This is a genomic window from Gordonia aichiensis (assembly GCF_039946255.1).
Classification (GTDB): domain Bacteria; phylum Actinomycetota; class Actinomycetes; order Mycobacteriales; family Mycobacteriaceae; genus Gordonia; species Gordonia aichiensis_A.
Window position 1 is genome coordinate 397592 of record NZ_JBCDWL010000002.1, and the last position, 25826, is coordinate 423417.

Consider the following 25826-nt stretch of genomic DNA (forward strand, 5'->3'; position numbering starts at 1 on the left):
CTCAGTGACTGCGAAGACGCTGTTCATCGACGGCGGGTGGGTGGGCGCGGCCGACGGCGGGACCAGACAGATCCGGTGTCCGGCCGACGGCGCCGCGGTGGCCGTGGTCAGCGAGGCCACCGCGGCCGACACCGAGGCCGCGATCGCCGCCGCGCGTCGGGCCTTCGACGACCGCCGCTGGGCGGCCGTCCCGGCGCCGCAGCGGTGCGAACTGCTCCGCAAGGCCGCCGCCGCCATCCGTGACCGCCGCGAGGAGTTCGCGCGCGCCGAAGCGCTCGACACCGGGAAGCGGATCGTCGAGGCCCGGATGGACATGGACGACATCGCCGCCTGCTTCGACTACTTCGCCGACATCGGCGCGCAGGACGCCGGCCGCCTGGTGGACGCCGGCTCCGACGAGGTGGTCAGCCGCATCCAGTACGAGCCGGTCGGCGTGTGCGGACTGATCACCCCGTGGAACTACCCGCTGCTGCAGGCGGCGTGGAAGATCGCCCCCGCGCTCGCGGCCGGCTGCTCGTTCGTCCTCAAGCCGGCCGAACTGACTCCGCACACCGCGATTCTGACGGTGGCGCTGCTGCACGAGCTGGGCCTGCCCGCGGGCGTGGCGAACCTGATCACCGGCGCCGGCGCGACGGCGGGCGCGCCGCTGTCATCGCACCCGGACGTGGACCTGGTCTCGTTCACCGGCGGCCTGGTGACCGGCCGGGTGATCGCCGCCGGCGCCGCAGCCACCGTCAAGAAGGTCGCGCTCGAACTCGGCGGCAAGAACCCCAACGTGATCTTCGCCGACGCCGACTTCGACGCCGCCCTCGACAACGCGCTCAACGGCGCCTTCGTGCACTCGGGCCAGGTGTGCTCGGCGGGCGCCCGGCTGATCGTGCAGGATTCGATCGCCGACCGCTTCGTCGACGCCCTCGTCGAACGGGCCCGCGGCATCGTTCTGGGCGGACCGTTCGACGACGCCGCCGAGACCGGCTCGCTGATCTCGGCCGCGCACCGCGACAAGGTGCACGCCTACGTCCAGGCCGGGATCGCCGAAGGCGCCCGCGTGCGGTGCGGCGGCGCCTTCGCCACCGGCACCTCGGGGACCTCGGACCTCGACGCGGGCTTCTACTACCTGCCGACCGTCATCGACAACGTCAGGCGCGGCATGTCGGTGGTGGTCGACGAGGCCTTCGGCCCGGTCGTGACCGTCGAGACCTTCACCGACGAGGACGACGCCGTCGCCATCGCCAACGACACCGTGTACGGGCTGGCGGGCGCGGTGTGGACCCAGGACGCGGGGAAGGCGCAGCGGATCGCGAACCGGTTGCGGCACGGCACGGTGTGGATCAACGATTTCCACCCGTACCTGCCGCAGGCCGAGTGGGGCGGCTTCGGGCAGTCCGGTGTCGGGCGGGAGCTGGGGCCCACGGGCCTGGACGAGTACCGCGAGGCCAAGCACGTCTATCAGAACATCGCCCCGGCGGTCACCGGTTGGTTCGCCGATCGACGGCCGGCGGTCGGACGAGCAGAGGAAGGATGATGAGCACGGTGGTAGGCACGAACGCAGAGGTCGGGGAGTTCGACTACGTCGTCGTCGGCGGCGGCTCGGGCGGGTGCGCGGTCGCCGCGCGGCTGTCGGAGGATCCGTCGGTGTCGGTGGCGCTGATCGAGGCGGGCCCCGACGACCGGGGCATCCCCGAGGTGCTGCAGCTGAACCGGTGGATGGAACTGCTGGAGTCGGGCTACGACTGGGACTACCCGGTGGAGCCGCAGGCGCACGGCAACTCGTTCCTGCGGCACGCCCGGGCCAAGGTGCTCGGCGGCTGCTCGTCGCACAACTCGTGCATCGCGTTCTGGCCGCCCGCCGAAGACCTGAACTCGTGGGAGCGCGACTACGGCGCCACCGGCTGGAACGCGGACGCGCTGTGGCCGGTGCTCAAGCGGCTCGAGCGCAATGAGGACGCCGGGCCGCAGGCGCCGCACCACGGCGACAGCGGTCCGGTGAACTTGATGAACGTGCCGCCGACCGACCCGTGCGGGGTCGCTCTGCTGTCGGCCGCGGCCGAATACGGAATCCCGACCACCCGGTTCAACACCGGCACGACGGTCCGCAAGGGTGCCAACTTCTTCCAGATCAACAGCCTGCCCGACGGCACGCGGGCGTCGTCGTCGGTCTCGTACGTCCATCCCATCGCCGACCGCGAGAACTTCACCCTCCTGACCGGCCTGCGCGCCAAGAAGCTGCTGCTCGACGGTCTGCGCTGCGTGGGCGTGGAGGTGGTCGACAACCAGTTCGGCAAGACGCAGACCATCCGCGCGGCCCGAGAGCTGGTGCTGTCGGCCGGTGCCATCGACACGCCCAAGCTGCTGATGCTCTCGGGCGTCGGGCCGGCCGAGCACCTGGCCGGACGCGGCGTCGACGTGCTGCTCGACTCGCCCGGCGTCGGCAGCAATCTGCAGGACCACCCCGAGGGGGTGATCTCGTGGGAGGCCAAGCAGCCGATGGTCACCGAGTCCACCCAGTGGTGGGAGATCGGCATCTTCGACACGGTCGACTCGGGTCTGGACCGGCCGGACCTGATGATGCACTACGGCAGCGTGCCCTTCGACATGCACACGCTGCGGCGCGGCTATCCGACCGCCGACAACGTCTTCTGTCTGACGCCGAATGTCACGCATGCGCGCTCGCGCGGCACGGTGCGTCTGGCATCGCGCGACTTCCGCGACAAGCCGCTGGTGGATCCGCGGTACTTCACCGATCCGGAGGGCTACGACCTGCGGATCATGACCGAGGGGATCCGGCGGGCCCGCGAGATCGTCGCCCAGCCCGCGATGGCGCAGTGGGCCGGGCGCGAACTGTTCCCGGGCCCGGAGAAGGTCAGCGACGAGGACCTCGCCGGCTACATCACGCGCACCCACAACACCGTGTACCACCCGGTCGGCACCGCGGCGATGGGGTCGTCGGACGACGCCCCGGTCGACGCCGAGCTCCGCGTCAAGGGAGTGGACGGGCTGCGCGTCGCCGATGCATCGGTGTTCCCCGAGCACATCTCGGTGAACCCGAACATCACGGTGATGATGATCGGCGAGCGCTGCGCGGACCTGATCAAGGGGTAGAGCGCGCGAGCCGATCCCGATACGGCTCGTCGCCGTTGGACCTCACCTGCTCGACGGCCCCGCTCTTCGGGGCGTCGAGCAGGTGAGGGGTCTATCGCGTGGGCCGGCGCGTCGTCACTGCGACAGGATCTTGTTCACGCCGCGATTGAGCACGTTCGGGATGAACTTGGCGGCGTTGCCCAGCACCGTGGTCTGCAGGCCGACCGAGTAGCTGGTCCGGCTCAGCAGGCGGTCGGCGGCGCTCGGATGCACGGCCTCCCACACCTTGTCGGCCACCTGCTCGGGGGTGATGTGGACGCCGAGGGTCTTGGTCGACTTCGCGTCGTTGTCGGCCAGGGCGGTCTTGGCCCACAGCGGCCAGATCGACACCACGCGGATGTCGTCGGGCGCCCATTCCAGCTCGAGGGCCTCGGTGAGCCCGGCGACGTAGAACTTGGCGGCGCTGTAGGTCGCGATGCCGGGCTGGCCGTAGATGGCCGACGCCGAGGCGATGTTGACCAGGTGCGATCGGGGCGTGGCCTTCAAGTAGCGGTGCGCGGCCTGAGCGCCGAAGGTGACGCCGAGGGCGTCGATGTCGATCTGCGCGCGGATCGCGTCGGCCGAGATCTCGGCGAGCGGGCCGGCGACGAGCACACCCGCGTTGTTGTCGAGGACGTCGAGCTCCCCGCCGGTGTGCGAGGTGAAGTCGGCCAGGCAGTCGTCCCACTGCTGCCGGTCGCGGACGTCGAGGACACCGGTGACGAACTCGGGGTTCTCGGCCTTCACGGCGGCGAGGGCGTCGGCGCTGACGTCGTACACGCCGACCGTCCAACCTTCGGCGGCGAATCGTTTGGCGGTCGCCAGGCCGATGCCCGCGGCGCCGCCGGAGATGAAGATCGAAGGCATGCGTTCTCCCAACTGTGTGCGAGGTCAGGTCCCCGCGCTGACGTTACTCACCAGTAAGCGTGGCAGAGCCGTTTACGGTGTCGCAAGGCGATGCTAACGTGACAATAATCGTTGTTACAACGTGTGATGGAACGGTATGCGGAGGTCAGAGATGACTGCGTCGATGGAGCGGGAACAGGCGGGCGGCGAGAACATCGTCAGCCTCCGGGACAAGGGGACCGATCAAGTCTCCGAACGACTGCTCAGATCAGCGGCGCGACTGTCGCGCGATGCGATGACCGAGATCGACTGGTCGCTGCCGATGGAGCCCGACAAGTACGGCTGCAGCCCCGAATGGTCGTCGCTGTACGGGACCGACTACTGGGCCGAACTCAGCGAAGAACAGCGGATCGGCCTGACCCGACACGAGTTCGCGTCGATCATGAACATCGGCATCTGGTTCGAGATGATCCTTCAGGAGATGGTCCTGCGCGACCAGTACGTCGGGGACTACCACTCGCCGGAGTTCCAGTTCGCGCTCGTCGAGATCGCCGACGAATGCCGGCACTCGCTGATGTTCGCCAAGGCGTCGGAGAAGATGGTCGGCAAGTCGTACCGGCCGCACCCCAAGATCTCGCGGCTGGGCAAGCTGTTCCCGATCGTCACCAACCAGGAGACCGCGTACGCCGGAATCCTGGTGGCCGAAGAGGTCCTCGACGTCTTCCAGCGCGGCTGCATGCGCGACGACCGCGTGCTGCCGTTCATCCGGACGGTCAACGAGATCCACGTCCTGGAGGAGTCGCGCCACATGAAGTACGCGCGCGAACAGGTGCGCGACGCCGTCGCCGACATCGGTTGGCTGCGGCGGCAGACCAGCGCGCTCGGCGTGTCGATGGGCGCCTACCTGATCGTGTCGAGCCTGATCCAGCCGCAGGCCTACGCCGACGCGGGCCTGGACGTACGCCGCGCCATGTACGAGCGGACCCGCAACTCCCACTTCCAGTCCATGATCCGAAGCAGCTGCGCACACCTGATGGAGTTCCTCGACGAGGTCGGTCTGCTCACCAAGCCCGCCATGCGGTACTACCGCAAAGCCCACATGATCTAGGAGCCTCCGGTGGCCTTCGTCATCACCCAGTCCTGCTGCAGCGACGCCGGGTGCGTCTCGGTATGCCCGGTGAACTGCATTCACCCGACCCCGGAGGAACGCGGTTTCGGCACCTCCGACATCCTGCACATCGATCCGCAGGCGTGCATCGACTGCGGTGCCTGCGCCGACGCCTGCCCGGTGAACGCGATCTTCCCCGCCGACCGGCTCGGCGCACGGGACGCGATCTTCGCCGACATCAACGCCGCCTACTACCGTGACAACCCGGACATCTCCTCCGGCTGGTCGGACGTGGTGTACCCGCAGATCCCGCGCCTGCCGCGCGACCTGCGGGTGGCGATCGTCGGCACCGGACCGTCGGGCGGCTACGTGCTGCGCACCCTGCTGGACCGGACCGACGCGCACGTGACCGTCTTCGACAGGCTCCCGACCCCGGGCGGACTGGTGCGGGCGGGCGTGGCGCCGGACCATCCGAGCACCAAGGACGTGATGAAGACCTTCGACATCCTGTACCGCGATCCGCGGGTGCAGATGGCGACCAACGTCGAGGTGGGACCGAACCCCGCCGCCGGGCAGATCACTCCCGCCGAACTCGCCGAGCACTTCGACGCGGTCTTCTACGCCGTCGGCGCGTCGCAGGCGCGCAGCCTCGGCATCCCCGGCGAAGACCTGCCGGGCAGCACTTCGGCCACCGAACTGGTGGCCTGGTACAACGCGGTCCCGGGCGCGGCGGGACCGCGACTGCGGGCGGGCGGCAGCGGCCGCGCGGTCATCGTGGGCACCGGCAACGTGGCGCTCGACGTCGCCCGCATCCTGGTGTCGCCGCCCACCCTGTTGGCCGCCACCGACATCGCCGACCGCGCCCTGGACCTGCTGCGACGCCAGGACGTCCACGAGGTGGTGATCCTGGGCCGTCGCGGTCAGGACTCGGCCGCCTACACCGCCGCCGAGTACCGCGCGCTGTCGACGATCCCGGGCGTCGACGTGGCCGTGCACGACGGCGCCGACGGCCTGCCCGCCGAGTTGTCGGCACCGGCTGCGCCGGGTCGGCGACGCATCGTCTTCCTGTTCAACACCGTCCCCGAGGCCGCGACCGGCGCGGGAGCGGTGGAGTCGGTCGGCGTCCGGTCGGGCCGACACCTCGCCGCGTTGCCGGCCGACCTGCTGGTGCGGTCGATCGGCTACCGAGCGGTGCCGATCGGCGGGCTGCCCTTCGACGAGGCCGCGGGCCGGTTCCCGGTTCGCGACGGTCGGATGCTCGGCGCCGACGGTGAGCCGATCCCGGGTGTCTACGCCGTCGGGTGGGCGGCGCGCGGCTCGTCCGGCGGCATCGGCGCCAACAAGCAGCACGCGATCGAGACCGTCGAATCCTTCATCGCCGACGTCGCGGCCGGACTGGCCCGGACCGCCGCGCCCCCGAAGGCGTTCCCGGATCTGCTCCGACGCCGCCGGCGCACGTCGCTGGGCTACCGCGGCATCGCGGCCATCGATCGGCGCGAGCGGGAGCGCGGCGCCCGCGAAGGTCGTCCCCGCGTCAAGTTCACCGACGTCGGCGACATGCTCGCCGCCGCGGGGCGTCGACGGCGCTGACCGGGCGGAGACGCTGACCGGGAGGAACGGGAGAGTACGGCCGGTTCACCGGCGTGTTCGCTCAGTCGAATCTCAGTCGGCGCGATAAGACTGTATCCATGCGCATCCTGGTGGTGGACGACGATCGTGCGGTCCGCGAGTCGCTTCGGCGATCGCTCAGCTTCAACGGATACACCGTCGAGACGGCGGGCGACGGTCTCGAAGCGCTCGAGAAGGTGATCGCCGACCGGCCCGACCTGATGGTCCTCGATGTGATGATGCCCCGGCTGGACGGTCTGGAGGTGTGCCGCAGGCTGCGGTCGGCGGGCGACGATCTGCCGATCCTCGTTCTGACCGCGCGCGACTCGGTCTCCGAGCGCGTCAGCGGACTCGACGCCGGCGCCGACGACTACCTGCCCAAGCCCTTCGCCCTCGAAGAACTGCTGGCCCGGGTGCGCTCGCTGCTGCGACGCACCATCCGGGAGGAGGACGAGTCCGAGGCCGTCTCGTACGCCGACCTCACCCTCGACCCGGTGACGCGCGAGGTGACGCGCGGTGAGCGCCAGATCAGCCTCACCCGCACCGAGTTCGCACTGCTGGAACTGCTGATGAACAACCCCAAACGAGTGCTGACGCGCAGTCGGATCCTCGAGGACGTGTGGGGCTACGACTTCCCGACCTCGGGAAATGCCCTGGAGGTCTACATCGGCTATCTGCGCCGCAAGACCGAGGCCGACGGTGAGCCCCGGCTGATCCACACCGTCCGCGGCGTGGGATACGTGTTGCGCGAGGGCACGCCGTAGTGCGTGGCCCGCTGCGGCTCACACGCGCCGTCTCGCTGCGCCGGCGCGTCGCACTGTTGGCGTCGGCGGTGGTGCTGCTGTCGGCGGTCCTGATGGCCGGCGCCGCCTACCTGGTGGTGTCGCGGTCGATGTACAACGACGTCGACACGCAGTTGGTCGCGCGGGCCGACGGCCTCACCGCCCTGGCCAAGCTCGGCCGGCTGAGCAACGGCCCCGAGGCGCTGGTGGCCGGGACCGTCTTTTCCACCTCCATCTCCATCGCCCTCGTCGAGCAGGACGGTCACGCGATCATGGTCGGCGACGTGCCCTTCGGGACGCCCGAACAGGACATCGCCAAATCGACCAACCCGCCGGGCAAACTCAATCAGAGCCTGCGGACCACGTCGAACCACCGGGTGCTGGCGCGCAAGCTCTCCGACGGCAGCACGCTGATTCTGGCGCAGTCGCTCGACCGCACCGATGCGGTGCTCGCAAGACTCGCGTCGGTGCTGTTCATCGTCGGCGGCGCGGGGGTCGCCTTCGCCGCTATCGCCGGGACGGCGGTCGCGCGGACCGGCCTGCGTCCGGTCACCCGGTTGACCGCGGCCACCGAACGGGTGGCTCGCACCCAGGACCTGACGCCGATCCCGGTCACCGGCACCGACGAACTCGCGCGTCTGACCGAGAGCTTCAACACGATGCTGCGCGCACTGGCCGAGTCGCGCGATCAGCAGGCGCGCCTGGTCGCCGACGCCGGGCACGAGCTCAAGACGCCGCTGACCTCGCTGCGCACCAACCTCGAACTGTTGATCGCCTCGTCGGCCCCGGGGGCGCCGCCGGTGCCGGCCGCCGACATGGTGGAACTGCGGTCGGACGTGATGGCCCAGATCGAAGAGCTGTCGACGCTGGTCGGCGACCTCGTCGACCTCGCCCGCGACGACGCGCTCGAAGCCGTGCACCAGGAGGTCGCGATCGAGGACGTCATCGACTCGGCGCTCGAGCGGGTGAAGCGGCGTCGCACCGACATCGTCTTCGACGTCGAGACCACGCCCTGGTTCGTCTTCGGCGAGGAGCACGGGCTCTCCCGCGCGGTGCTCAACGTCCTCGACAACGCGGCCAAGTGGAGTCCGCCGGGACGGACTGTGCAGGTCCGGCTGGTGCAGGTGGGGCCGGCGTCCGCCGAACTGAGCGTCGCCGACGCCGGGCCGGGGATCGCGCCGGAGGATCGGGAGATGGTCTTCGAGCGGTTCTATCGGGCCGACGCCACCCGGACGATGCCGGGCTCGGGTCTCGGGCTGGCGATCGTCCGGCAGGTGGTGACGCGCATCGGCGGCTCGGTGGTCGCCGAGGGGTCCGAGGCCGGCGGGGCGCTCATCCGAATGCGACTTCCCGGGCTTCCCGAGCACACCGAACCGGAACCGATCGTGGTGCGCCGCTGATCAGAGCTGACAGCGAGTTGACAGGAACCCGGCAGCATTTCGGCAACGGAGACTGAGCCGCTTCACAGAATGGTGCAATACGCTTACTTCCATGACGAATGGCGAACACCCCGGCAACGGTGATTGGCGGCAGGTCCCCGGGTATCCGACGCAGCCTTCGACAGGCGGTTTCCCCGCCGCGCCGCAGGGGCCCGCAGCATCGGCGCCCGGCGCCGGGGCGGGTAGTACACCCAGCGGCCAGTTCCCATCCCAGCCCGCGGCAGGGCAGGCGCCCGCCGCTCCGTACGGCTACGGCCCGCCGCCCACCGGTCCGTTCCCGGCGGCCGGCGGTCCCTTCGGTGCTTCGGCGCCCGAACCCGCGCCGCCCGCCCCCAAGAACAACGGCAAGAAGCTGCTGGCAGGCGCCGCTGTGGTGGCTGTTCTCGCCGGCGGCGTCGGCGGCCTGCTCGGTGTCACTCTGACCGATCGCGCCGACACCGGATCGTCGTCGAGCGTCGTCGCCTCCGGTCCCACGATGACCGAGCAGCCGGCGGCCGCGCCCGGCTCGGTGCAGAACGTGGCGGCGCAGGTGCTGCCCTCGGTGGTCTCGATCACCGTTCAGGTGGGGCGGCAGACCGGTTCGGGCTCGGGGATCGTGCTCACCGACGACGGCGTCATCCTCACCAACAACCACGTCATCAGCGCCGGCGGCAATCAGCCCGCCGACAAGATCCTGGTGAGCTTCAACGACGGCAGTCGCGCCCCGGCCCGCGTCATCGGCACCGATCCGACCTCCGACATCGCGGTCATCCAGGCCGACAAGAAGGGTCTGAAGCCGATCACCATCGGCTCGTCGTCCAATCTGAAGGTGGGCCAGGAGGTGATCGCCATCGGGTCGCCGCTGGGGCTCGACGGAACGGTGACCACCGGAATCATCAGTTCGCTGAACCGGCCGGTGTCGACGTCGGGCGCCGACGGCTCGGTCGAATCGGTGATGGACGCCATCCAGACCGACGCCGCGATCAACCCCGGAAACTCCGGCGGTGCGCTGGTCAACGCCAACGGCGCGCTGATCGGCGTCAACAGCGCCATCGCCACCGTCAACGGAGGCGGCGCCGAACAGTCGGGCAGCATCGGCCTCGGCTTCGCGATCCCCGTCGATCAGGCGATGCGGATCGCGAACGAGCTGCGGAAGGACGGTCGGGCGACGCAGGCCAGCCTCGGTGTCAACGTGCGTCCCAGCGCCGATCTGACGCAGCCGGGCGCTCTCGTGGTCAGCGTCGTCGACGGCGGCGCGGCAATGCAGGCCGGAATCCCGAAGGACGCGCTGATCACGCAGGTCAACGACCGCAAGATCGCGTCCGCGGACGCGCTGGTGGCCGCCATTCGGTCGCACGCTCCGGGAGATTCGGTCAAGATCACCTATGTGATCGGCGGTCAGACCAAGACCGCAGATGTGAAGCTGGGTAGTAGCTGACCGACGCGATGCGGACGGAAACCGGTTTCGCCCGCATCTGCGCGGATCGCAGACGAGCGCCGCACCGGCGGCGGGATCGAGGAAGGGTGAACCATGATTGACTCCGCAGAAGCCGAGGCCGAGGCCGTCGTCCGCGGGATCGCGACACCGCGCGCGCTGGTGGTGGTCGTCGACGACCGGGTGGTGGCCGGTGAAGTCCCGGATCTGCTGGGGCCCCTGGTGGGGGAGCTGCTCGAGGAATCCGACTTCCACGTCGACGCGACCACCGCTGTCTCCGCAGACGAGGTGGAGATCCGGAATGCGATCAACACCGCGGTGATCGGCGGTGTCGACCTGGTGGTGTCGGTCGGCGGTGTGGGCGTGGGCCCGCGCGATGTGACGCCCGAGGCCGCCGAACCGCTGCTCGACCGCAGGTTGCGGGGCATCGAGGAGGCGATCCGCAGCTCCGGCTTGTCGGCCGGGTCGGCCGACGCCGGGCTCTCGCGCGGATTGGCCGGGATCTCCGGGCAGACGGTGGTGGTCAATCTCGCCGACTCCCGGGCCGCGGTCCGCGACGGCATGGCGACCCTGATGCCGCTGGCCCACCACGTGATCGCCGCGATCAGTGAGTTCTGACCAGCCCTCCGGGGCCGCGTCCGACACCGCGGAGGAGGCCGGGTCGGGCTCAGGTCGGGGGCGGTCGTCGGACTGGCGGCGGCGGCGTCGACTCGATGAAGTGTTCGGCGACGACCTGCCCGCCACGATCGGCGATCCGGGCGAAGATCCCCACTCCGGACGCGGACGTCGCTGGTACGACGAGAATCGTCCACCGCATCACGGCTGACTCACAACTCAGTACGGGCCGCAATACTGACTGAACAGTATGTGATCCTTTTCACTCGGATTCGGGCATCCTTCCCTGTCACACGGCAGCTTTCAAATGCTTGGGTTAACCTAAGCCCCGGCTTAGAAAGTGAATCGGCCACATATTCTTTGTCGGCGAGATGCCGGCCACATGAAGGGTGATACGTGTGAAGTTCAGTGGAGTCGGTATGCGACGCGCTGCGGTTGCAGCTGCCGTCGCAGTCACCGCAGTGTCCGGAGTAGTCGCCGTCGGTGCAGGTCAGGCCGATGCTGGTCGACTGCCGGGCGGTCACACCAAGGCTGTCGGCATCGACGGCCAGGTCGTCAACATCTCGCGCAGCAATGAGAGCAGCCGGATCCTGCCGTCGATGGCGGCCAACGGTGCAGGCCGCGCGGCTGCCGTGTCCGGTACCTACAAGGCTTCGCTGAGCAAGGGTACCGGCGTCATGACCGTCGGCTACCTCGTCGGCTGCCAGATCAACCTGCAGGGCTTCAAGGGAACCCTCGGCGGCTCCTTCGATCTCACCGGCGGCGTCACCGGCACCGGTTCGCTGAGCGTTCCGCTGGCTCCGGGTCAGGTCGTCTACGCGAAGACCGACTCGCTGAAGCTCAAGAAGGGCCACGGCACGGTCATGGTCGACAGCTTCGCCATCGACGTCCAGCAGTGCGGCGGCTACGCCTCGGCTCGTTCGGTGGTCCAGGTGGTCGCCGCTGACGGCTACTCCGCCGAAGACGGCGTCCTGTCCGGCAACAGCGGTTACGTGCAGGCGAACCTGTACGGCACCCCGTTCAGCCTCGGCTGACCCGAGATCACAGACTTAGCGAGGAACGAACTATGAACAAGCGCGTAGTCCGCGGTCTCACCGCGTCCGCAGCCATCGCCGGCGCCGTCGTCGTCGGCGCCACCACCGCAGCACCGGCCAACGCCTTCGCACTGCCGGGTGCCGTCAAGACCAAGAACCTCGACGGCGGCAGCGTCACCATCCGCCTGTACGACGAGGCCGCACGCGTCAGCCGCGCCGTCACCAACATCCCGACCTCCCGCGAGGTCATGGTGTCGGGCAAGGTCCGCGTCACCACCGCCGGTGGCGTCAAGGGTGGCAACATCAACGCCGGTTACGTCGTCGGCTGCCAGGTGAACTTCGGCGCGGGCGTCGGTGCACACGGCAAGATCACCGGCGGTCCGACCGATGAAGGCTACGCCTTCAGTGCTAGCCCCAAGGACTTCGGTGGCACCGGCCAGATCGAGCTGTCGCCCGGTAAGGCTGCATACGTGCCGGTCGTCAGCACCGTCATCGGTGATGACACCGTCAACAGCTTCACCTTCAAGGGCGCCCAGGGCGGCGTCGCCTACAGCGGCGAGCGCTTCGGCGTCGACGGCTGCGCCGGCTACGCCCAGGCTCAGGCTCGGGTGACCGTGAAGGTCTCGACCGACACCTTCAAGGGCAACGTGACCCTGTACGGCAAGCCGTTCAGCATCGGCTGACGTCTTCCGCCAGGAGGGCCCGCAACCTGTGAGGTTGCGGGCCCTCCTGCGTCGTTCGGGGCGTCGTCTCTCAGGCTCGTCGAGTAGCCCCGGCGCGCAGCGCCGCGGCGTATCGAGGCGTCTGGGTATGGGGCGGTTATTCAGGGTGGTCGAGTAAGCGTCCGGAGCGTAGCGGAGGCCGCGCATCGAGACCGGGTGTGGGGGTCTCGATACGCTCGCTCACTTCGTTCGCGGGCTACTCGACCAGCCTGAGACGGCTGCTCGGCCGGCCTGGGGTGGCGCGGTTTTTAGGGTGGTCGAGTAAGCGTCCGGAGCGTAGCGGAGGCCGCGCATCGAGACCGGGTGGCCGGGGTCTCGATACGCTCGCTCTCTTCGTTCGCGGGCTACTCGACCAGCCTGAGACGGCTGCTCGGCCGGCCTGGGGTGGCGCGGTTTTTAGGGTGGTCGAGTAAGCGTCCGGAGCGTAGCGGAGGCCGCGCATCGAGACCGGGTGGCCGGGGTCTCGATACGCTCGCTCTCTTCGTTCGCGGGCTACTCGACCAGCCTGAGACGGCTGCTCGGCCGGCCTGGGGTGGCGCGGTTTTTAGGGTGGTCGAGTAAGCGTCCGGAGCGTAGCGGAGGCCGCGCATCGAGACCGGGTGTGGGGGTCTCGATACGCTCGCTCACTTCGTTCGCGGGCTACTCGACCAGCCTGAGACGGCTGCTCGACCGGCCTGGGGTGGCGCGGTTTTTAGGGTGGTCGAGTAAGCGTCCGGAGCGTAGCGGAGGCCGCGCATCGAGACCGGGTGGCCGGGGTCTCGATACGCTCGCTCACTTCGTTCGCGGGCTACTCGACCAGCCTGAGACGGCTTCTCGACCAGCCTGTGGTGATTGTGCGGAGCGCTACAGGGTTGTCGAGTAGCCCCGGCGCGCAGCGCCGCGGCGTATCGAGACCCGCTGGCCGGGTCAGCGACGGAAGTCGTCGATGAGAGTGCCGAGTTCGGCGAACAGGTCGTGGTTGAGACGGAATGCGGCGCGGACCTCGTCGACGATCCGCTCGCGGTCGTCGGCGTCCAACCCGTCCCCGAGGGCGTCGAGGCTGCGGCGGTACTCGTCCCTGTACGGCTTGGTCGCCGACTTCAGGTCGAAGTAGTACATCGACACGCCTTCGCCGTCGAGCTCGAACGCGCGATCCAGCAGTCGGCCGATGGCCTGACCGCCCGACAGGTCGCCCAGGTAGCGGGTGTAATGATGCGCCACCAGCAGACCGGCCCAACCGCTCGCGTCGGCGAGCCGCGCCGCATACGCCTGCGCGGCGGGGGAGTCGACAACCGCCGGCTCGGCGCCCAGCCGTGCGGTCCAGTGGGCGATGTCCGCGTCGATCGTCCCGACCCGCTCCAGCGCTGGGTCGTGGACGTGACCGAACTGCGGATCGTCGGACAGCTCCCGAGCGGCCCGTTCGAGGGCGTCGTAGACGATGCGCAGACGCTGCAGGTAGGCCAGGTAGCCGGCCTCGTTGATCCGTCCGGCCAGCAGTTCAGCCATGAAGTCGGAGTTCTCGGCCTGCTCGTGTTCGACGAGGGATCCCTGCTTCATCTGCACCGACAGGCGCACATCGGAGGCGACGTCGGTCGACGCGGTCGCGGTCATGGAATCCCTTTCGGAGACTATTCAGTGAAGCCAAACCTAACGTAACAAATCAGGCGGCGTCGATGCGACATCGAATGCACGGGAATGACGACGGCGCCCGCCTCTTTCGAGGTGGGCGCCGTCGTTCTGGGTCGCAGTCGTCAGCGGGAGTGGCGGGGTGGCTCACCGCCCGGTTGCTGACCGGGAGGCGGCGGGTACTGGCCCGGGGCGTACTGGCCCGGCGGTAGGTTTCCGGGCGGCGGGTACTCGCCGGGAGCCGGGTTGGGGGTCGGGAAGCCGCCGGTCGGCGGACCCGACGGAGGCGTGAACCCCGACGGGCGGCCGTGCTGCGGGGGCTGCTGACCCTGGTGTGCCTGCGGCGTCTGCTGGGCCTGCGGCGGGATCGTCATCGTGTGCGTGCGATCGTCATACCCGGGTGACGGTGCGGCTGCGACCGGCGCGGGCGGGGCCTCGGCGGCCGCCTGTGCCGCGCGCTCTTCGGCGTCCTTGGCGGCACGCTCGGCGTCCTCGCGGGCCTTGGCCTCGGGGTTGAGCGCATTGCGGATCTGCGTGAGCAGAACGATCTGCTCGTCCGGGTCCTCTTCCTTGTCCTCCAGCTTCCGGAGTTCCTGCAACTTGTTGTAGGGCACCACGATGAGGAAATAGACGACCGCGGCGACGATCACGAAGTTGATGAATGCGGAGATGACGGCGCCGAAATCCAGGAATGTCGCGGGATCGCTCGACTTCACCGGGAATCCGAATCCACAGATCTGCGCGGGACCCGCTGCCCCGCCCTCGGCCGGTGCCGCCGAGGGGCAGTCACCACTGGGAATGGTCGCCAACAGCGGGTTGATGATCTTCTCGGTGAATGCGGTGACGATCGCCGTGAATGCCGCACCGATGATCACCGCCGTGGCCAGTTCGACCACGTTTCCTCGCATTAGGAAGTCTTTGAATCCTTTGAGCACGAGAGTTCCCCTCCGGTTCGGATGTGCCTATCGCGATTCGCTGATTCTAAACCACTCATCAAGAGTTCGCCGGGAAGTGAAGTGGCAAAGTGTCGTGCGTTCGGCGGACCCCCGACTGGCGCTATCAGTGCAACAGCAGAGCCAGGGCGGTACCCAGACCGGTGGCCGCGACCCGCTGGGCCGATGCCTGATCCATCGCGAGGAGAATGGGCTCGGAACCAGCCGGTCGATTGCCGGACGCGATGCCCGGCGCCACGGCGACCACGGCGTCGCGTGCCAGAACCGCCGATTCGGCGTCGACGACGTCGACCAGATCGCCCTGTCTGACCAACTGTGTCACGGCCCCGTCGGCGGGGCGGACCGGGACCAGCCGCGCCGAGCTGCTTCCGGTCAACAGCCGAGGCAGACGCGTTGTCAGCAGACGTGATTCGGTCAGGACCTCACCGGTGCGCAGCGGACCGGTGAGGCGTTGCCCGACGACCGCGTCGACGTCGCTGAAGGCCCCGACCGGACGGTGCTCGGGCGGAGTGCGCCGAACCGACAGATCCCCGGCCGAGATCACCGTCCCCGGGCGGAGGTCGGCGGCGGCCACCACGATCGGAGCGTCGGCGGGAGCGCGGGCCGCGGCGATCGCGACGACGCCTGCCGCGACGACCAGTCCGGCCGCGACGACTCGCCGCATCCGCACCGAACGGAAGGTCCCGCGGGTGCCGAGAGCGCGAATCCGAGAAGACAGCAGCGGCGAGAGGGAATCGGAACCACGGCCTGATGAGCGTCCACCGATCTTCATGTGCGTCAGCGTGCTCGACGGCGCAGGGGCATGCCGGCGAATCGTCCGGTTGTGGATGAATTCGAGTCCTGGGCGGCGAATTCCACAGAAGTGAATCTGAGAGGATGAGCCTATGAACGACGATGCAACCGCGAACCCGCCGTCGGCCGATCCGGCCGATTCCGACCCGCTGATCAAAGCGGGCTGGCGCGGATGGGTCAGCGGCGACATCCAAGGCGGGTTGATCCTGTTGGCCGCCGCGGTGATCGGCTTCGTTCTGGCGAACTCGCCGTGGCGCGAGGGTTACCATTCGCTGCTGGAAACGGTGGTCGGACCGTCGTCGCTGAAACTCGATCTCACCATCGGCGAATGGGCCGCCGACGGGCTGTTGGCGATCTTCTTCTTCGTCGTCGGCGTGGAACTCAAGCACGAGTTCGTCGCCGGGAGTCTGCGTGATCCGCGCCGGGCGGGGGTGCCGGTCGCAGCAGCGGTCGGCGGGATGGTGGCGCCCGCCCTCATCTACGTCGCGATCGTGGCGGCCGGCGATTCGGCCGCCCTGCGCGGCTGGGCCACCCCGACCGCCACCGACATCGCCTTCGCACTCGCGGTGTTCGCGGTCGTCGGGCGCGGGCTGCCCGCAGGCCTGCGAGTCTTCCTGATGACCCTGGCGGTCGTCGACGACCTGCTCGGCATCATCGTGATCGCGACCGTCTACACCGAGACCATCGACTTCGGGATGCTCGCCGCGGGCCTCGCCTGCGTGGTCGCGTTCGGCGTCGCCGTGCGACTGCGGCGCGTCCACTGGTGGCTGCTGATCCCGTTGGCGGTGGCCGCGTGGGGCTTCGTGCACGCCTCCGGGGTGCATTCGACGGTCGCCGGGGTGCTGCTCGGCTTCGCCGTCCCCGCCGTCACGCTGTTCGGCGAGAAGCACTCGCGCGTGGTGTCGCTGGGTGCGACGGTCGCGCCGATCTCGGCGGCGATCGCCCTGCCCCTGTTCGCCTTCGCCTCCGCCGGGGTGACCGTCATCGGAGTCGGGCACATCGTGCAGCCGGTGAGCGTCGGCGTGTTCTGCGGACTCGTCTTCGGCAAGGTCATCGGGGTCATGACGACCACCTTCCTGGTCACCCGACTGACGCCGCTGCGGCTCGCGGAGGGCATCACCCTGCGCGGGCTGCTCCCGGTCTGCCTGCTGACCGGCATCGGCTTCACCGTCGCACTGCTGATCGCGGAGCTGTCCTTCGCTCCCGACGCGGGCCTGTCGGCCGACCATCAGCCCGCCGCGAAGATCGGGATCCTGCTCGGCTCGCTGACCGCGGCGGTGCTGGGTGCGGCGCTGCTGTACCGCGACGCCAGGCGGTACCGGCCCGACACCGAGGCCGCCGTCGAACTGGGTCACTGAGCCCGCCGCGGGCCCGGATCCGACCTCCGGTTGGCACTCGGAATGATTGAGTGCCAAGTTCGGTTTACACTGGACGACGAGGTTCTTAACATTCGGAGGTTCCCGTGCCCACCTACAGCTACGCGTGCACTGTGTGCGACAACAAGTTCGACATCCAGCAGGCGTTCTCGGACGACTCGCTCACCCAGTGCCCGCAGTGCAACGGCCGCTTGCGCAAGCTGTTCAACTCGGTCGGCATCGTCTTCAAGGGCAGCGGCTTCTACCGCACCGACTCGCGGTCGGGTTCGTCGTCGGTCAGTGCCGGTTCGTCGAGCGACTCCACGAGCTCGTCGACGTCGAGCGACTCCTCGTCCTCGTCCAGCGCTTCTTCTTCGACGTCGTCGACGCCTGCCGCCACTCCGGCCTGAGACCCGAGCGAACCGGTCGGACCGGTTCGCCGCTGACGCGATCGCGTCGCCGGCGGCTCACGACGACACGCGGACGAAGCCCCTGCCCGGAGTGAGGACCCAGTCCATCGGAACGTCGGTGGCCTCGTGCGGGACGCCGTCGTCGAACAGTTCGTCGTCGTGCACCACCGCGATCACCGGTGCGTCGACGGCGGCCAGCGTCCGGTCGTAGTAGCCCGCGCCGCGCCCGAGCCGGGCCCCGGTGCGGTCGGCGGCCACCGCAGGCACCAGGATGACCGCGGCCTCGTGCAGCGTGTCGGGGTCGAGTCGGTAGCCGAGCGGTTCCAGCAGATGCCAGCGCCCCTCGCTCAGCGACGTCTCCCCGTGGTACTCGCCCCACTGCAACCGCGTCGGATCCCCCTCGGGGACGATCGGCAGGATGACCCGCAACCCGCGGTCGAGCAGGGCGTCGAGCATCGCGGTACCGCCCGGTTCGGCGCGGGTGGCGACGTAGGCCGCGACGACGTCGCCGGGGGCGAGGTCGACCGGCAGCCGGTACATCCATTCGGCGAGTTCGGCGTTGCACTGGGCGAGAAGGAAGGGCGAGAGCTGCGCGCGGGCCGCCAGGACGCGGCGGCGCATGTCCGACTTCTGCTGATTCATGGCGGCCTTTCTGTGACTCGCGTCCGATCCTGCCAGAAGCGATCATTACCCTTGTCGACATGCCAGACACCACATCGCGACCGTCTGCCCGGCGCATCGCCGAGGCGATGCCGCCGATCCCGCGCACCGCGGTCGTTCCCGCGGCCGGCCTGGGCACCCGCTTCCTGCCCGCGACGAAGACGGTCCCCAAAGAATTGCTGCCGGTCGTCGACACCCCCGGAATCGAGTTGGTCGCAGAGGAGGCGAAATCGGCGGGGGCCGAGCGGCTGTTGATCATCACCTCGCCCGGCAAGGACGGCGTGGTCGCGCACTTCGTCGAAGACCTGGTCCTCGAGCACACGCTCGCGGTCCGCGGCAAGGAGGCGATGCTCGCCAAGGTGCGCAATGCGCCGTCGCTGCTGGAAGTGGCTTCCGTGGTCCAGGACAAGCCCCTCGGGCTGGGGCACGCGGTCGGATGCGTCGAACCCGAACTGGCCGCCGACGAGGACGCGATCGCCGTCCTGCTGCCCGACGACCTCGTCCTGCCGGGCGGAACGCTGGGCGAGATGGCGGCGGCCCGCGCACGCTACGGCGGCAGCGTCCTGTGCGCGATCGAGGTGCCCGGCGACGAGATCAGCGCCTACGGCGTCTTCGACGTCGAGGACGATGCGGACGGCGACGGCGTCCGACGCGTCCGGGGCATGGTGGAGAAGCCCGCGGCCGACCAGGCGCCGTCGAACCTCGCCGCGGCCGGCCGCTACATCCTCGACCGCAAGATCTTCGACGCCCTCCGCGCCATCGAACCGGGGGCGGGCGGCGAACTGCAGCTCACCGACGCGATCGCCCTGCTGATCGAATGGGGAGAACCGGTGCACGTGGTCACTCATCGAGGCACGCGGCACGATCTGGGCAACCCCGGCGGGTATCTGAAGGCGGCTGTGGACTTCGCGCTCGACCGTGACGACTACGGTCCTGAGCTGCGCGCGTGGCTGAATCGGCGGCTGGCCCAGGACTGACCGGACCGCCGCCGTCGGTGCGGGCGGCGGCCGCGGCTCCGCGCGCCTGCGGGTGCTCGCGCGGCGCGGCCGATAATCTCGAGGGGCACTCGTCCGCGCGCTGCGCGGCGGACACGACCCGGGGATGGTGAGGAGAACTATGCGCTCGGTCGAAGACCATCTGAGCCTCGTGACGGCCTCGGTGGTCGCGCCGAGGCCGGTCCAGGTCGCCATCTCCGAGGCACAGGGTCTGCTGTGCGCCGAGGAGGTCATCACCTCCGACCCGCTGCCCGGCTTCGATCAAGCCGCCATCGACGGATACGCCGTCCGGGCGGTCGACGTCGCCTTCGCGGGCACCGAGGCGCCCGAGGACGTCAACACGCTCGCCACCGACGTCGAAGTCGAGGAACTCGACGACTCTGGACGCCTGGTGGTGCACCTGCCGGTCGTCGGAGACGTCGGCGCCGGATCGCGCACCCCCACGCGGCTGCAGCCCGGACAAGCGGTCCGGGTCGAGACCGGTGCGCCGATGCCGACTCTGGCCGACGCGGTGGTCCCGCTGCGCTGGACCGACGGCGGCGAGTCCCGGGTGATGATCGGGCACGGGGTCGACAGCGGCGACTACGTCCGCCGCACCGGCGACGACGTGCGCCCCGGAGACGTCGCGGTCCGCGCGGGATCGGTGATCGGACCGGCGCAGGTCGGTCTGTTGGCGGCCGTCGGTCGGTCCCGGGTCCTGGTGCACCCGCGGCCGCGGGTCTCGGTGATCGCGGTCGGCAACGAGCTGGTCGACATCGATCGTGAGCCGGGCGCGGGCCAGGTCTTCGACATCAACAGCTACTCACTGGCGGCGGCAGCCCGCGACGCCGGCGCCGACGTGCACCGGGTCGGCATCGCCGAACGCGATCCGGCGCGCCTGCGCGAAGCGGTCGAGGCCCAGCTCATCCGCTCGGAGATCGTGGTGATCTGCGGTGCGATCGGCGGGGCGGCGTCGGCGGCGATCACCGACGCCGTCGCCGACCTGGGCGATCTGGAGATCGGTCGCGTCGGCATGCATCCGGGATCGGTTCAGGGGTTCGGGCGCCTCGGGCGCGACGAGATCCCGACCTTCCTGCTGCCGGCCAACCCGGTGAGCGCGCTGGTCACCTTCGAGGTGATGGTGCGACCGCTGATCCGCATCGCACTGGGCAAGCGTCAGCCGATGCGACGCACGGTGCGCGCCCGGACCATCGGACCGATCCTCTCCGTGGAGGGCCGTCGCGGATTCCTTCGCGGTCAGCTGATGCGCGACGAACGATCCGGTGACTATCTGGTGCAGGTGATCGGCGAATCGGAGACCGGCACCTCGCATCTGCTCGCGGAGTTGGCCGAGGCCAACTGCCTGATCATGGTGGACGAGGACGTCGAGGAAGTGCGGACCGGCGATCACGTGGACGTGATGTTCCTGGCGCAGCGGGGATGAACCGGCGCCGGGCCGCGCGCGGCGGGCTGCCTACAATCGCACTGTGCTGAGGTGGTTGATCGATTCGCCGCGGAGCCCCGGGTGGCCCGCGCAGCTGGGGCCGGTGCGGGTGCAGGCCGGGGTGGTGACGGTCCGCCCGGTGCGGATGCGCGATGCGAGCGACTGGAGTCGGCTGCGGATCAAGAACCAGAACCAGCTGCTGCCGTGGGAGCCGACCGGGCAGGGCTCGTGGGACGCCCGGCACCAGCCGTCGTCGTGGGCGCCGATGTTCTCACTGCTCAAGAACGAGGCCAAGCACGGGACCATGCTGCCCTTCGTGATCGAGGTCGACGGCCGCTACGCCGGGCAGTTGACGATCGGCAACGTGCAGCGCGGCGCGGTGCGCAGTGCGTGGATCGGCTACTGGGTCGACGCCGACGCGGCGGGCGGGGGAGTGGCCTCGGCGGCCGTGGCGCTCGGCGTCGATCATGCGTTCGGCGCCGTCGGCCTGCATCGGCTCGAGGCCACCGTGCAGCCCGACAACCACGCCTCGCAGGCCGTGCTGGGCAAGGTCGGATTCCGCAACGAGGGCCTGCTCAAGCGGTACATGGACGTCAACGCCCGGTGGCGCGACCATCTGTTGTTCGCGCTGACCGCCGAAGAGGTGGCCGGCAGCGCTGTCGAGACGCTCATCCGGGCCGGCCGCGCCTTCGCCGTCTGACCGGTCGAGGCGAGTGCGACTGACTGTTCGCTGAGAATCGTCGATTCGTCCGGCGCGCCTGAGGGCCGTCGGTGGTCCGACTTCATACTCTGTTGAGTGGACTCGACTACCGCGACCAGGGACGTGCGATCTTGACGGTCGCGACCATTCGGAGAGGAGCTGCCGCTCATGCCGACCTCAGTGCTGTGGGTGACCTTGATCGGAGTCTGGCTGTTCGTGCTGGTCCCGATGGTGCTGCGCGGCCGTCCCCAGGCGCGCAAGACGACCGAAGCGGCGGCGAACACCCGATTGGTCCATCGCGGCGGGTCGCGGAGCGGCCAGACGCGAACCGCGACGCGGACCCGTGCGGCGCAACGCGCGGCGGCCAAAGCCGGTGAGCAGGCAGATGCGGTTCGCCGGAAGACGGCGGCCGTCGCCGAGACCGACGTCGAAGACGCCGAAGCGGATTCGGTGGCAGACGTCGAGAGTGCGGACCTCGAGAGCGCAGATGTCGAGAGCGCCGACGTCGAGAGTTCGGAAGTCGACAGCACAGATGCCGAAAGCGACGTCGAGGGCGCGGTGGCTGCCGAGGAGATCGCGGCGGAGTCCGACGAGTCCGATGACGACGCGGTCGAGAGCATTGCCGACGATGCGGACGAGAGCGCCGATGCGGTGAGCGCGGTCGAGATGACCGACCAGATCCCGCTGGTCGCCGACGACGTCGTCGATCTCGATCGGGCGCAGGCCGCCCGCGTGGCCGACACCGACGTGTACCGCGTCGAGGCCGACGACTTCGACGACATCGACGAGTGGATCGAGGTCGACGAAGCCTACGACGCGGACGAAGCCCACGACGCCGACGAGGTGGTCGCCACCGATGAATCCGACGACACGGAGACCGAGGATCTGATGATCGACGATGACGCACCGGCACCGCGCGAGGTGCGCGGTCGCGGAGGCTACGGTCCCGAGCGGGTGGCCGAGCGCGAGCAGATGCAGTACCGCGAGCGGCAGCGGATCGTCCTGGTGCTGGCAGCGGTGACGCTCGCTTCGATCGTGGCGGCGTTCGTGCTGAGGCCGTGGGGTGCGGTCGCCGCGGTGACGATGGTGGTGGTCTTCGGCGCCTATCTGTTCCTGCTGCGGCGGACCGTCCGCGAGGAGCAGATGCGTCAGGCCCAGCGTGCCGCGCGCCGACGCCGGCAGCAGCGGGAGGACGCGCGTCTGGAGTCGCTCCGGGCGGAACCGACGTACGTGGAGCCGCCTGCTCGGCTGCGTCGTCCCGGTGGCGCGATCGTCTTGGAGATCGACGACGAGGATCCGGCGTTCGATCACCTGCCGACCTACGACTTCGCGTACGCCGACCGGTACGACGACGAGGACTACTACGACGGTTACGACGACGTCGACCATCGTCGTACGGCGGTGTGATCGGTCCGCGGTAACGTCACCGATCGCTGCGATGTCCGCTTAGGCTGAAGCACATGAGCAATGACGACCAGTGGTACTTCGATGTCGCGTCCGGCAAGGTGACCCAGGGCAAGGTCGGGCACGTCTTCAACCGGATGGGGCCCTACCCCGATGAGGCGACCGCCCGTCGCGCCCTGGACATCGCGGCCGCGCGCAACGCCGCGGCCGACGACCAGGACGACGACGACTGAGCGCAGGCCTGGTGGACCTGCGACCCCTCGGGCACACGCGCCCGTGGGGACCGCTCAGTTCGTCGGTGACACGGTGTGCGGGTGCGCGACGATCCACTCGCGGCACATGGCCGCGGCGCGGCGAAGTGCGATGAGTTCGCCGAGGTAGCCCGCGGGACCACCGATCAGCGGGATCCACCCCAGCCACGACAGGATGCGCGGCGAACTGGGACGATCGCCGGTCGCGCGGGCCAGATCGTGCAGCATCCGCCCGACGGTCCACAGGCGGGTGATGAAGGCCTTGTCGCGGCGACCGGTACCGGGCGGCAGCGGATCGGCGTCGGCGGGAACGGCGAGTCGGCCGTCGAGGTCGCGACCGAACAGGATCGAGGCCAGCATGACGACTCCGGCCTCGCGGGATCGTGCGCCGTACTCGCGGCCCACCGCGCGCAGGACGAGCGCCTGGCTGGCGACCCCGAGATAGTCGGCGACGGGGAGCTTCTTGGTCCATGCGCCGAAGACGCCGGGGAAGGCGACCCCTCCGGTGGTGACCACGCCGATGCGGGAGACCCACCAGTCGGCGCGATCGCGCATGGGCAGCTCGTCCCAGCCTGCGGTGCCGGGCCAGTCGAGGAAGTTCAAGACCTGCGACGCCGCGCCCGCGGTGCGGTCGAGGCAGTTCAGCGGGGTCGCGTCGAGGAAGGTGCGCGGTTTGAGGCGCAACGGGTCGGCGGTGGCGAGGACATCGATCATCGGATCGATTGCGGCGACGGCTCGGTCGAGGATCTCTGCGATGTCTGCATCTGTGAGCGCCATGGGAAGAGACTACCGAGGCCCCTCCTGATCGGAGAGGCCTCGGCTCATGCGATCTCGATCACGGGGTCGAGTTCGGTCTCGGCGGTCGGAACGCTGTACGTGCAGTTCGCGGTGGCAGCCGGCCCGGTGCTGGTCTGCGTGTTCTTCACCGTCCCCTGAACGACGATCTCGCACGTGATCGCCTGGTCGGCGGACGCCTCGAAATCGTTCGTCGCGGTCAGAGAGGCGACCTTGCCCAGTCCGGTCAGCGACACCTCCTGGGTCCACGGCAGCTGCGCGGCCGTGTTCTGCGCCATGTTGAAGTCTTTGTCGCTGTACGTGATCGATGCGGTGCCGGTTCCGGTGACGCGGTAGGTCACCGTCGCGGTGCTGTTGGTGGCCTTGTCGATCTCGTTGACGACGCTGCCCGCCATCGCGGCGCAACCGCCGATGATCGCGATGAACACGACGACGATGGCGCCCACGATCCACGGCCACTTCTTGCGCTTCTTGGCGGGCTGGGGCGGAAGGTACGGCTGCGCATAGGGATTGGGCTGCCCATACGGGTTCTGCTGTGCTGCCGGATCGGGGCTGGGCTGCGGCGGCTGAGGTGTGGTCATTGAGGACTCCTAGGTAGGGAAGATGCCTGAGTGTCGTTGTGCGACCGCTTTGGTCGGACACGGAGAAACCTAGGAGGGGCCTGTGACATTCTTGGCCGGGCCGACCTTCAGATGTCGGTCAACCGAATGACTTGATGATGTCCTGTGAACGGATGAATAAGTGCAGCCGGCAATGGGGTGACCAGGGCGGATCGACGCTCTGCGCCAGTCGGGGCCGACGGAGGTCAGTACGAGCGCGCGTAACCGACGACGTCGTCGACGTAGGTCATGGAGTTGTTGTAGCGCAGGACCGCGCGCGTCACGTCGTTCGGGTTCCGCAGGTCCATGCCGTCGTCGCACAGATAGCGGGCGGTGGTCAGCGCAGCGTCGAAGATGTTCTGCGGGTCTGCGGTGCCGTCGCCGTCGGCGTCGGCGCCGTAGTGCTCCCACGTCGACGGCAGGAACTGCATCGGGCCGACGGCGCGGTCGTGAACCGCGTCGCCGTCGAGACGTCCGCCGTCGGTGTCGGTGATGACCTGATTGCCGGCGAGCGAACCGTCGAGGACGGGGCCGAAGATGGGGGTCCGCAACTGGCCGCGCGCGTCGGCGTCGCCGGAGTTCGCGTGGTGCGACTCGACCCGACCGATTCCGGCGATCAGACGCCAGTCGATGCCGCAGCGCGGCTGCTTCTTCGCCATCGTCTCGGCCGCCGACAGGTAGGCCTCGTAGTTGATCTTCGGGACCATGCCCGACATCACCGAGACCGGGAGGCGGACCGCGGCGGGGCGCACGGTCTCGGTGACGGTCGGGATCGCGGGAGCCTGAGGCTTCGCGGCAGCCGCGGGCTCGGCGTGCGCGACGCGGGCCGGCGCGGGGTCGGCGAGGTGATCGCCGGCGCCGGCGGTCGAACCGATCAGCAGCCCGCCGACGGGGATCAGGCCCGCGACGATGAGGGCTGCGGACTTGCGCGACGAACGGGGCAACTGCATGTGGAAAGACCTTGCGATGGGGAGAACGGGCACGTCCGTTGACTGCGCCGGGCCGGAGTGCGGCCGGTGCCGTCGGAAGGACTGCGGACGAACGTACATCAATCCGTAGCGGTGTCGTTATCTGACCGTTACTTGAGTGACTGGTCAGTGTAGATGTCGGTTGGAACCGTGCAGGTCGAGGCCGCGCCCACGGTGAAGTGTGAGTCCCGACACTGTGGTTCCTGTCGCAGTGGGCTTCGAGGCCTT

The 25826-nt window shown here is 69.3% G+C and carries 25 protein-coding genes; 17 read left to right on the top strand and 8 right to left on the bottom strand.

Annotated features, from left to right (window positions below; genetic code table 11):
- Nucleotides 1–4: 4 nt before the first annotated feature.
- Both AAFO60_RS04715 and AAFO60_RS04720 read left to right on the top strand, forming a co-directional pair.
- On the top strand, nucleotides 5–1525 hold the full coding sequence (locus AAFO60_RS04715; RefSeq protein ID WP_347955085.1) for an aldehyde dehydrogenase family protein: 1521 nt from the start codon (nucleotides 5–7) through the stop codon (nucleotides 1523–1525).
- The gene (locus AAFO60_RS04720; RefSeq protein WP_347955000.1) at nucleotides 1525–3102 is read left to right on the top strand and encodes a GMC family oxidoreductase; all 1578 of its coding nucleotides are present in this window, start codon (nucleotides 1525–1527) and stop codon (nucleotides 3100–3102) included. Before AAFO60_RS04715 ends, AAFO60_RS04720 begins: the two co-directional genes overlap by 1 nt.
- Nucleotides 3103–3216: 114 nt before the next feature.
- On the opposite strand, the gene AAFO60_RS04725 is transcribed toward AAFO60_RS04720, so the two are convergent.
- Nucleotides 3217–3987 (bottom strand): SDR family oxidoreductase, encoded by a 771-nt coding sequence (locus tag AAFO60_RS04725; protein WP_347955001.1) that lies wholly within the window; start codon nucleotides 3985–3987, stop codon nucleotides 3217–3219.
- 151 nt (nucleotides 3988–4138) lie between these two features.
- Here AAFO60_RS04725 and AAFO60_RS04730 point away from each other — a divergent pair, with 151 nt between their 5' ends.
- From AAFO60_RS04730 to AAFO60_RS04765, 8 genes are all read left to right on the top strand, one after another.
- On the top strand, nucleotides 4139–5074 hold the full coding sequence (locus tag AAFO60_RS04730; protein ID WP_347955002.1) for an AurF N-oxygenase family protein: 936 nt from the start codon (nucleotides 4139–4141) through the stop codon (nucleotides 5072–5074).
- Nucleotides 5075–5083: 9 nt separating this feature from the next.
- Nucleotides 5084–6664: an FAD-dependent oxidoreductase gene (locus tag AAFO60_RS04735; protein WP_347955003.1), complete on the top strand. Its 1581-nt coding sequence runs from the start codon at nucleotides 5084–5086 to the stop codon at nucleotides 6662–6664.
- Between the two features lie 98 nt (nucleotides 6665–6762).
- The gene (locus AAFO60_RS04740; RefSeq protein WP_347955004.1) at nucleotides 6763–7446 is read left to right on the top strand and encodes a response regulator transcription factor; all 684 of its coding nucleotides are present in this window, start codon (nucleotides 6763–6765) and stop codon (nucleotides 7444–7446) included.
- Nucleotides 7446–8864 carry a HAMP domain-containing sensor histidine kinase gene (locus tag AAFO60_RS04745; RefSeq protein WP_347955005.1) on the top strand — a complete coding sequence of 473 codons (1419 nt, stop codon included), beginning with the start codon at nucleotides 7446–7448 and terminating at the stop codon, nucleotides 8862–8864. The genes AAFO60_RS04740 and AAFO60_RS04745 overlap by 1 nt, the downstream gene beginning before the upstream one ends.
- A 91-nt stretch (nucleotides 8865–8955) precedes the next feature.
- Nucleotides 8956–10320: a S1C family serine protease gene (locus AAFO60_RS04750; protein WP_347955006.1), complete on the top strand. Its 1365-nt coding sequence runs from the start codon at nucleotides 8956–8958 to the stop codon at nucleotides 10318–10320.
- A 93-nt stretch (nucleotides 10321–10413) separates the two neighbouring features.
- The gene (locus tag AAFO60_RS04755; RefSeq protein ID WP_347955007.1) at nucleotides 10414–10935 is read left to right on the top strand and encodes a MogA/MoaB family molybdenum cofactor biosynthesis protein; all 522 of its coding nucleotides are present in this window, start codon (nucleotides 10414–10416) and stop codon (nucleotides 10933–10935) included.
- Nucleotides 10936–11393: 458 nt separating this feature from the next.
- A complete protein-coding gene (locus tag AAFO60_RS04760) occupies nucleotides 11394–11966 on the top strand; it encodes an MspA family porin (RefSeq protein ID WP_347955008.1) in 573 nt (190 codons plus the stop codon).
- A gap of 32 nt (nucleotides 11967–11998) precedes the next feature.
- Nucleotides 11999–12649, top strand: a complete 651-nt coding sequence (locus AAFO60_RS04765) for an MspA family porin (protein WP_347955009.1) — start codon at nucleotides 11999–12001, stop codon at nucleotides 12647–12649.
- Between the two features lie 945 nt (nucleotides 12650–13594).
- Here the strand turns inward: AAFO60_RS04765 and AAFO60_RS04770 are convergent.
- The 3 genes from AAFO60_RS04770 to AAFO60_RS04780 all read right to left on the bottom strand — a co-directional run bounded on the left by AAFO60_RS04770 (nucleotide 13595) and on the right by AAFO60_RS04780 (nucleotide 15910).
- Nucleotides 13595–14278, bottom strand: a complete 684-nt coding sequence (locus AAFO60_RS04770) for a heme oxygenase (biliverdin-producing) (protein WP_347955010.1) — start codon at nucleotides 14276–14278, stop codon at nucleotides 13595–13597.
- A gap of 140 nt (nucleotides 14279–14418) precedes the next feature.
- Nucleotides 14419–15228 carry an MscL family protein gene (locus AAFO60_RS04775; protein ID WP_347955011.1) on the bottom strand — a complete coding sequence of 270 codons (810 nt, stop codon included), beginning with the start codon at nucleotides 15226–15228 and terminating at the stop codon, nucleotides 14419–14421.
- A 124-nt stretch (nucleotides 15229–15352) separates the two neighbouring features.
- Nucleotides 15353–15910, bottom strand: a complete 558-nt coding sequence (locus AAFO60_RS04780) for an SAF domain-containing protein (RefSeq protein WP_347955086.1) — start codon at nucleotides 15908–15910, stop codon at nucleotides 15353–15355.
- 220 nt (nucleotides 15911–16130) lie between these two features.
- Here AAFO60_RS04780 and nhaA point away from each other — a divergent pair, with 220 nt between their 5' ends.
- Nucleotides 16131–17396 (top strand): Na+/H+ antiporter NhaA, encoded by a 1266-nt coding sequence (gene nhaA / locus AAFO60_RS04785; RefSeq protein ID WP_347955012.1) that lies wholly within the window; start codon nucleotides 16131–16133, stop codon nucleotides 17394–17396.
- Between the two features lie 104 nt (nucleotides 17397–17500).
- On the top strand, nucleotides 17501–17803 hold the full coding sequence (locus AAFO60_RS04790) for an FmdB family zinc ribbon protein (RefSeq protein ID WP_347955013.1): 303 nt from the start codon (nucleotides 17501–17503) through the stop codon (nucleotides 17801–17803).
- Between the two features lie 57 nt (nucleotides 17804–17860).
- Here AAFO60_RS04790 and AAFO60_RS04795 read toward each other — a convergent pair whose 3' ends face one another.
- The gene (locus tag AAFO60_RS04795; RefSeq protein ID WP_347955014.1) at nucleotides 17861–18445 is read right to left on the bottom strand and encodes a 5-formyltetrahydrofolate cyclo-ligase; all 585 of its coding nucleotides are present in this window, start codon (nucleotides 18443–18445) and stop codon (nucleotides 17861–17863) included.
- A 59-nt stretch (nucleotides 18446–18504) separates the two neighbouring features.
- Here AAFO60_RS04795 and AAFO60_RS04800 point away from each other — a divergent pair, with 59 nt between their 5' ends.
- From AAFO60_RS04800 to AAFO60_RS04820, 5 genes are all read left to right on the top strand, one after another.
- Nucleotides 18505–19440 carry a UTP--glucose-1-phosphate uridylyltransferase gene (locus AAFO60_RS04800; protein WP_347955015.1) on the top strand — a complete coding sequence of 312 codons (936 nt, stop codon included), beginning with the start codon at nucleotides 18505–18507 and terminating at the stop codon, nucleotides 19438–19440.
- A 139-nt stretch (nucleotides 19441–19579) separates the two neighbouring features.
- Entirely contained in the window at nucleotides 19580–20881 is a 1302-nt protein-coding gene (gene glp, locus AAFO60_RS04805; protein ID WP_347955016.1) for a molybdotransferase-like divisome protein Glp, read from the top strand.
- A gap of 43 nt (nucleotides 20882–20924) precedes the next feature.
- Nucleotides 20925–21581, top strand: a complete 657-nt coding sequence (locus AAFO60_RS04810; RefSeq protein WP_347955017.1) for a GNAT family N-acetyltransferase — start codon at nucleotides 20925–20927, stop codon at nucleotides 21579–21581.
- A gap of 168 nt (nucleotides 21582–21749) precedes the next feature.
- Nucleotides 21750–22988 carry a divisome protein SepX/GlpR gene (sepX, locus tag AAFO60_RS04815; protein WP_347955018.1) on the top strand — a complete coding sequence of 413 codons (1239 nt, stop codon included), beginning with the start codon at nucleotides 21750–21752 and terminating at the stop codon, nucleotides 22986–22988.
- A 53-nt stretch (nucleotides 22989–23041) separates the two neighbouring features.
- The gene (locus AAFO60_RS04820) at nucleotides 23042–23218 is read left to right on the top strand and encodes a hypothetical protein (protein ID WP_347955019.1); all 177 of its coding nucleotides are present in this window, start codon (nucleotides 23042–23044) and stop codon (nucleotides 23216–23218) included.
- Nucleotides 23219–23272: 54 nt separating this feature from the next.
- On the opposite strand, the gene AAFO60_RS04825 is transcribed toward AAFO60_RS04820, so the two are convergent.
- From AAFO60_RS04825 to AAFO60_RS04835, 3 genes are all read right to left on the bottom strand, one after another.
- Nucleotides 23273–24013: a hypothetical protein gene (locus AAFO60_RS04825; protein WP_347955020.1), complete on the bottom strand. Its 741-nt coding sequence runs from the start codon at nucleotides 24011–24013 to the stop codon at nucleotides 23273–23275.
- 44 nt (nucleotides 24014–24057) lie between these two features.
- Nucleotides 24058–24612 (bottom strand): MmpS family transport accessory protein, encoded by a 555-nt coding sequence (locus tag AAFO60_RS04830; protein ID WP_347955021.1) that lies wholly within the window; start codon nucleotides 24610–24612, stop codon nucleotides 24058–24060.
- 224 nt (nucleotides 24613–24836) lie between these two features.
- On the bottom strand, nucleotides 24837–25580 hold the full coding sequence (locus AAFO60_RS04835) for a lytic transglycosylase domain-containing protein (protein ID WP_347955022.1): 744 nt from the start codon (nucleotides 25578–25580) through the stop codon (nucleotides 24837–24839).
- Nucleotides 25581–25826 lie beyond the last annotated feature (246 nt).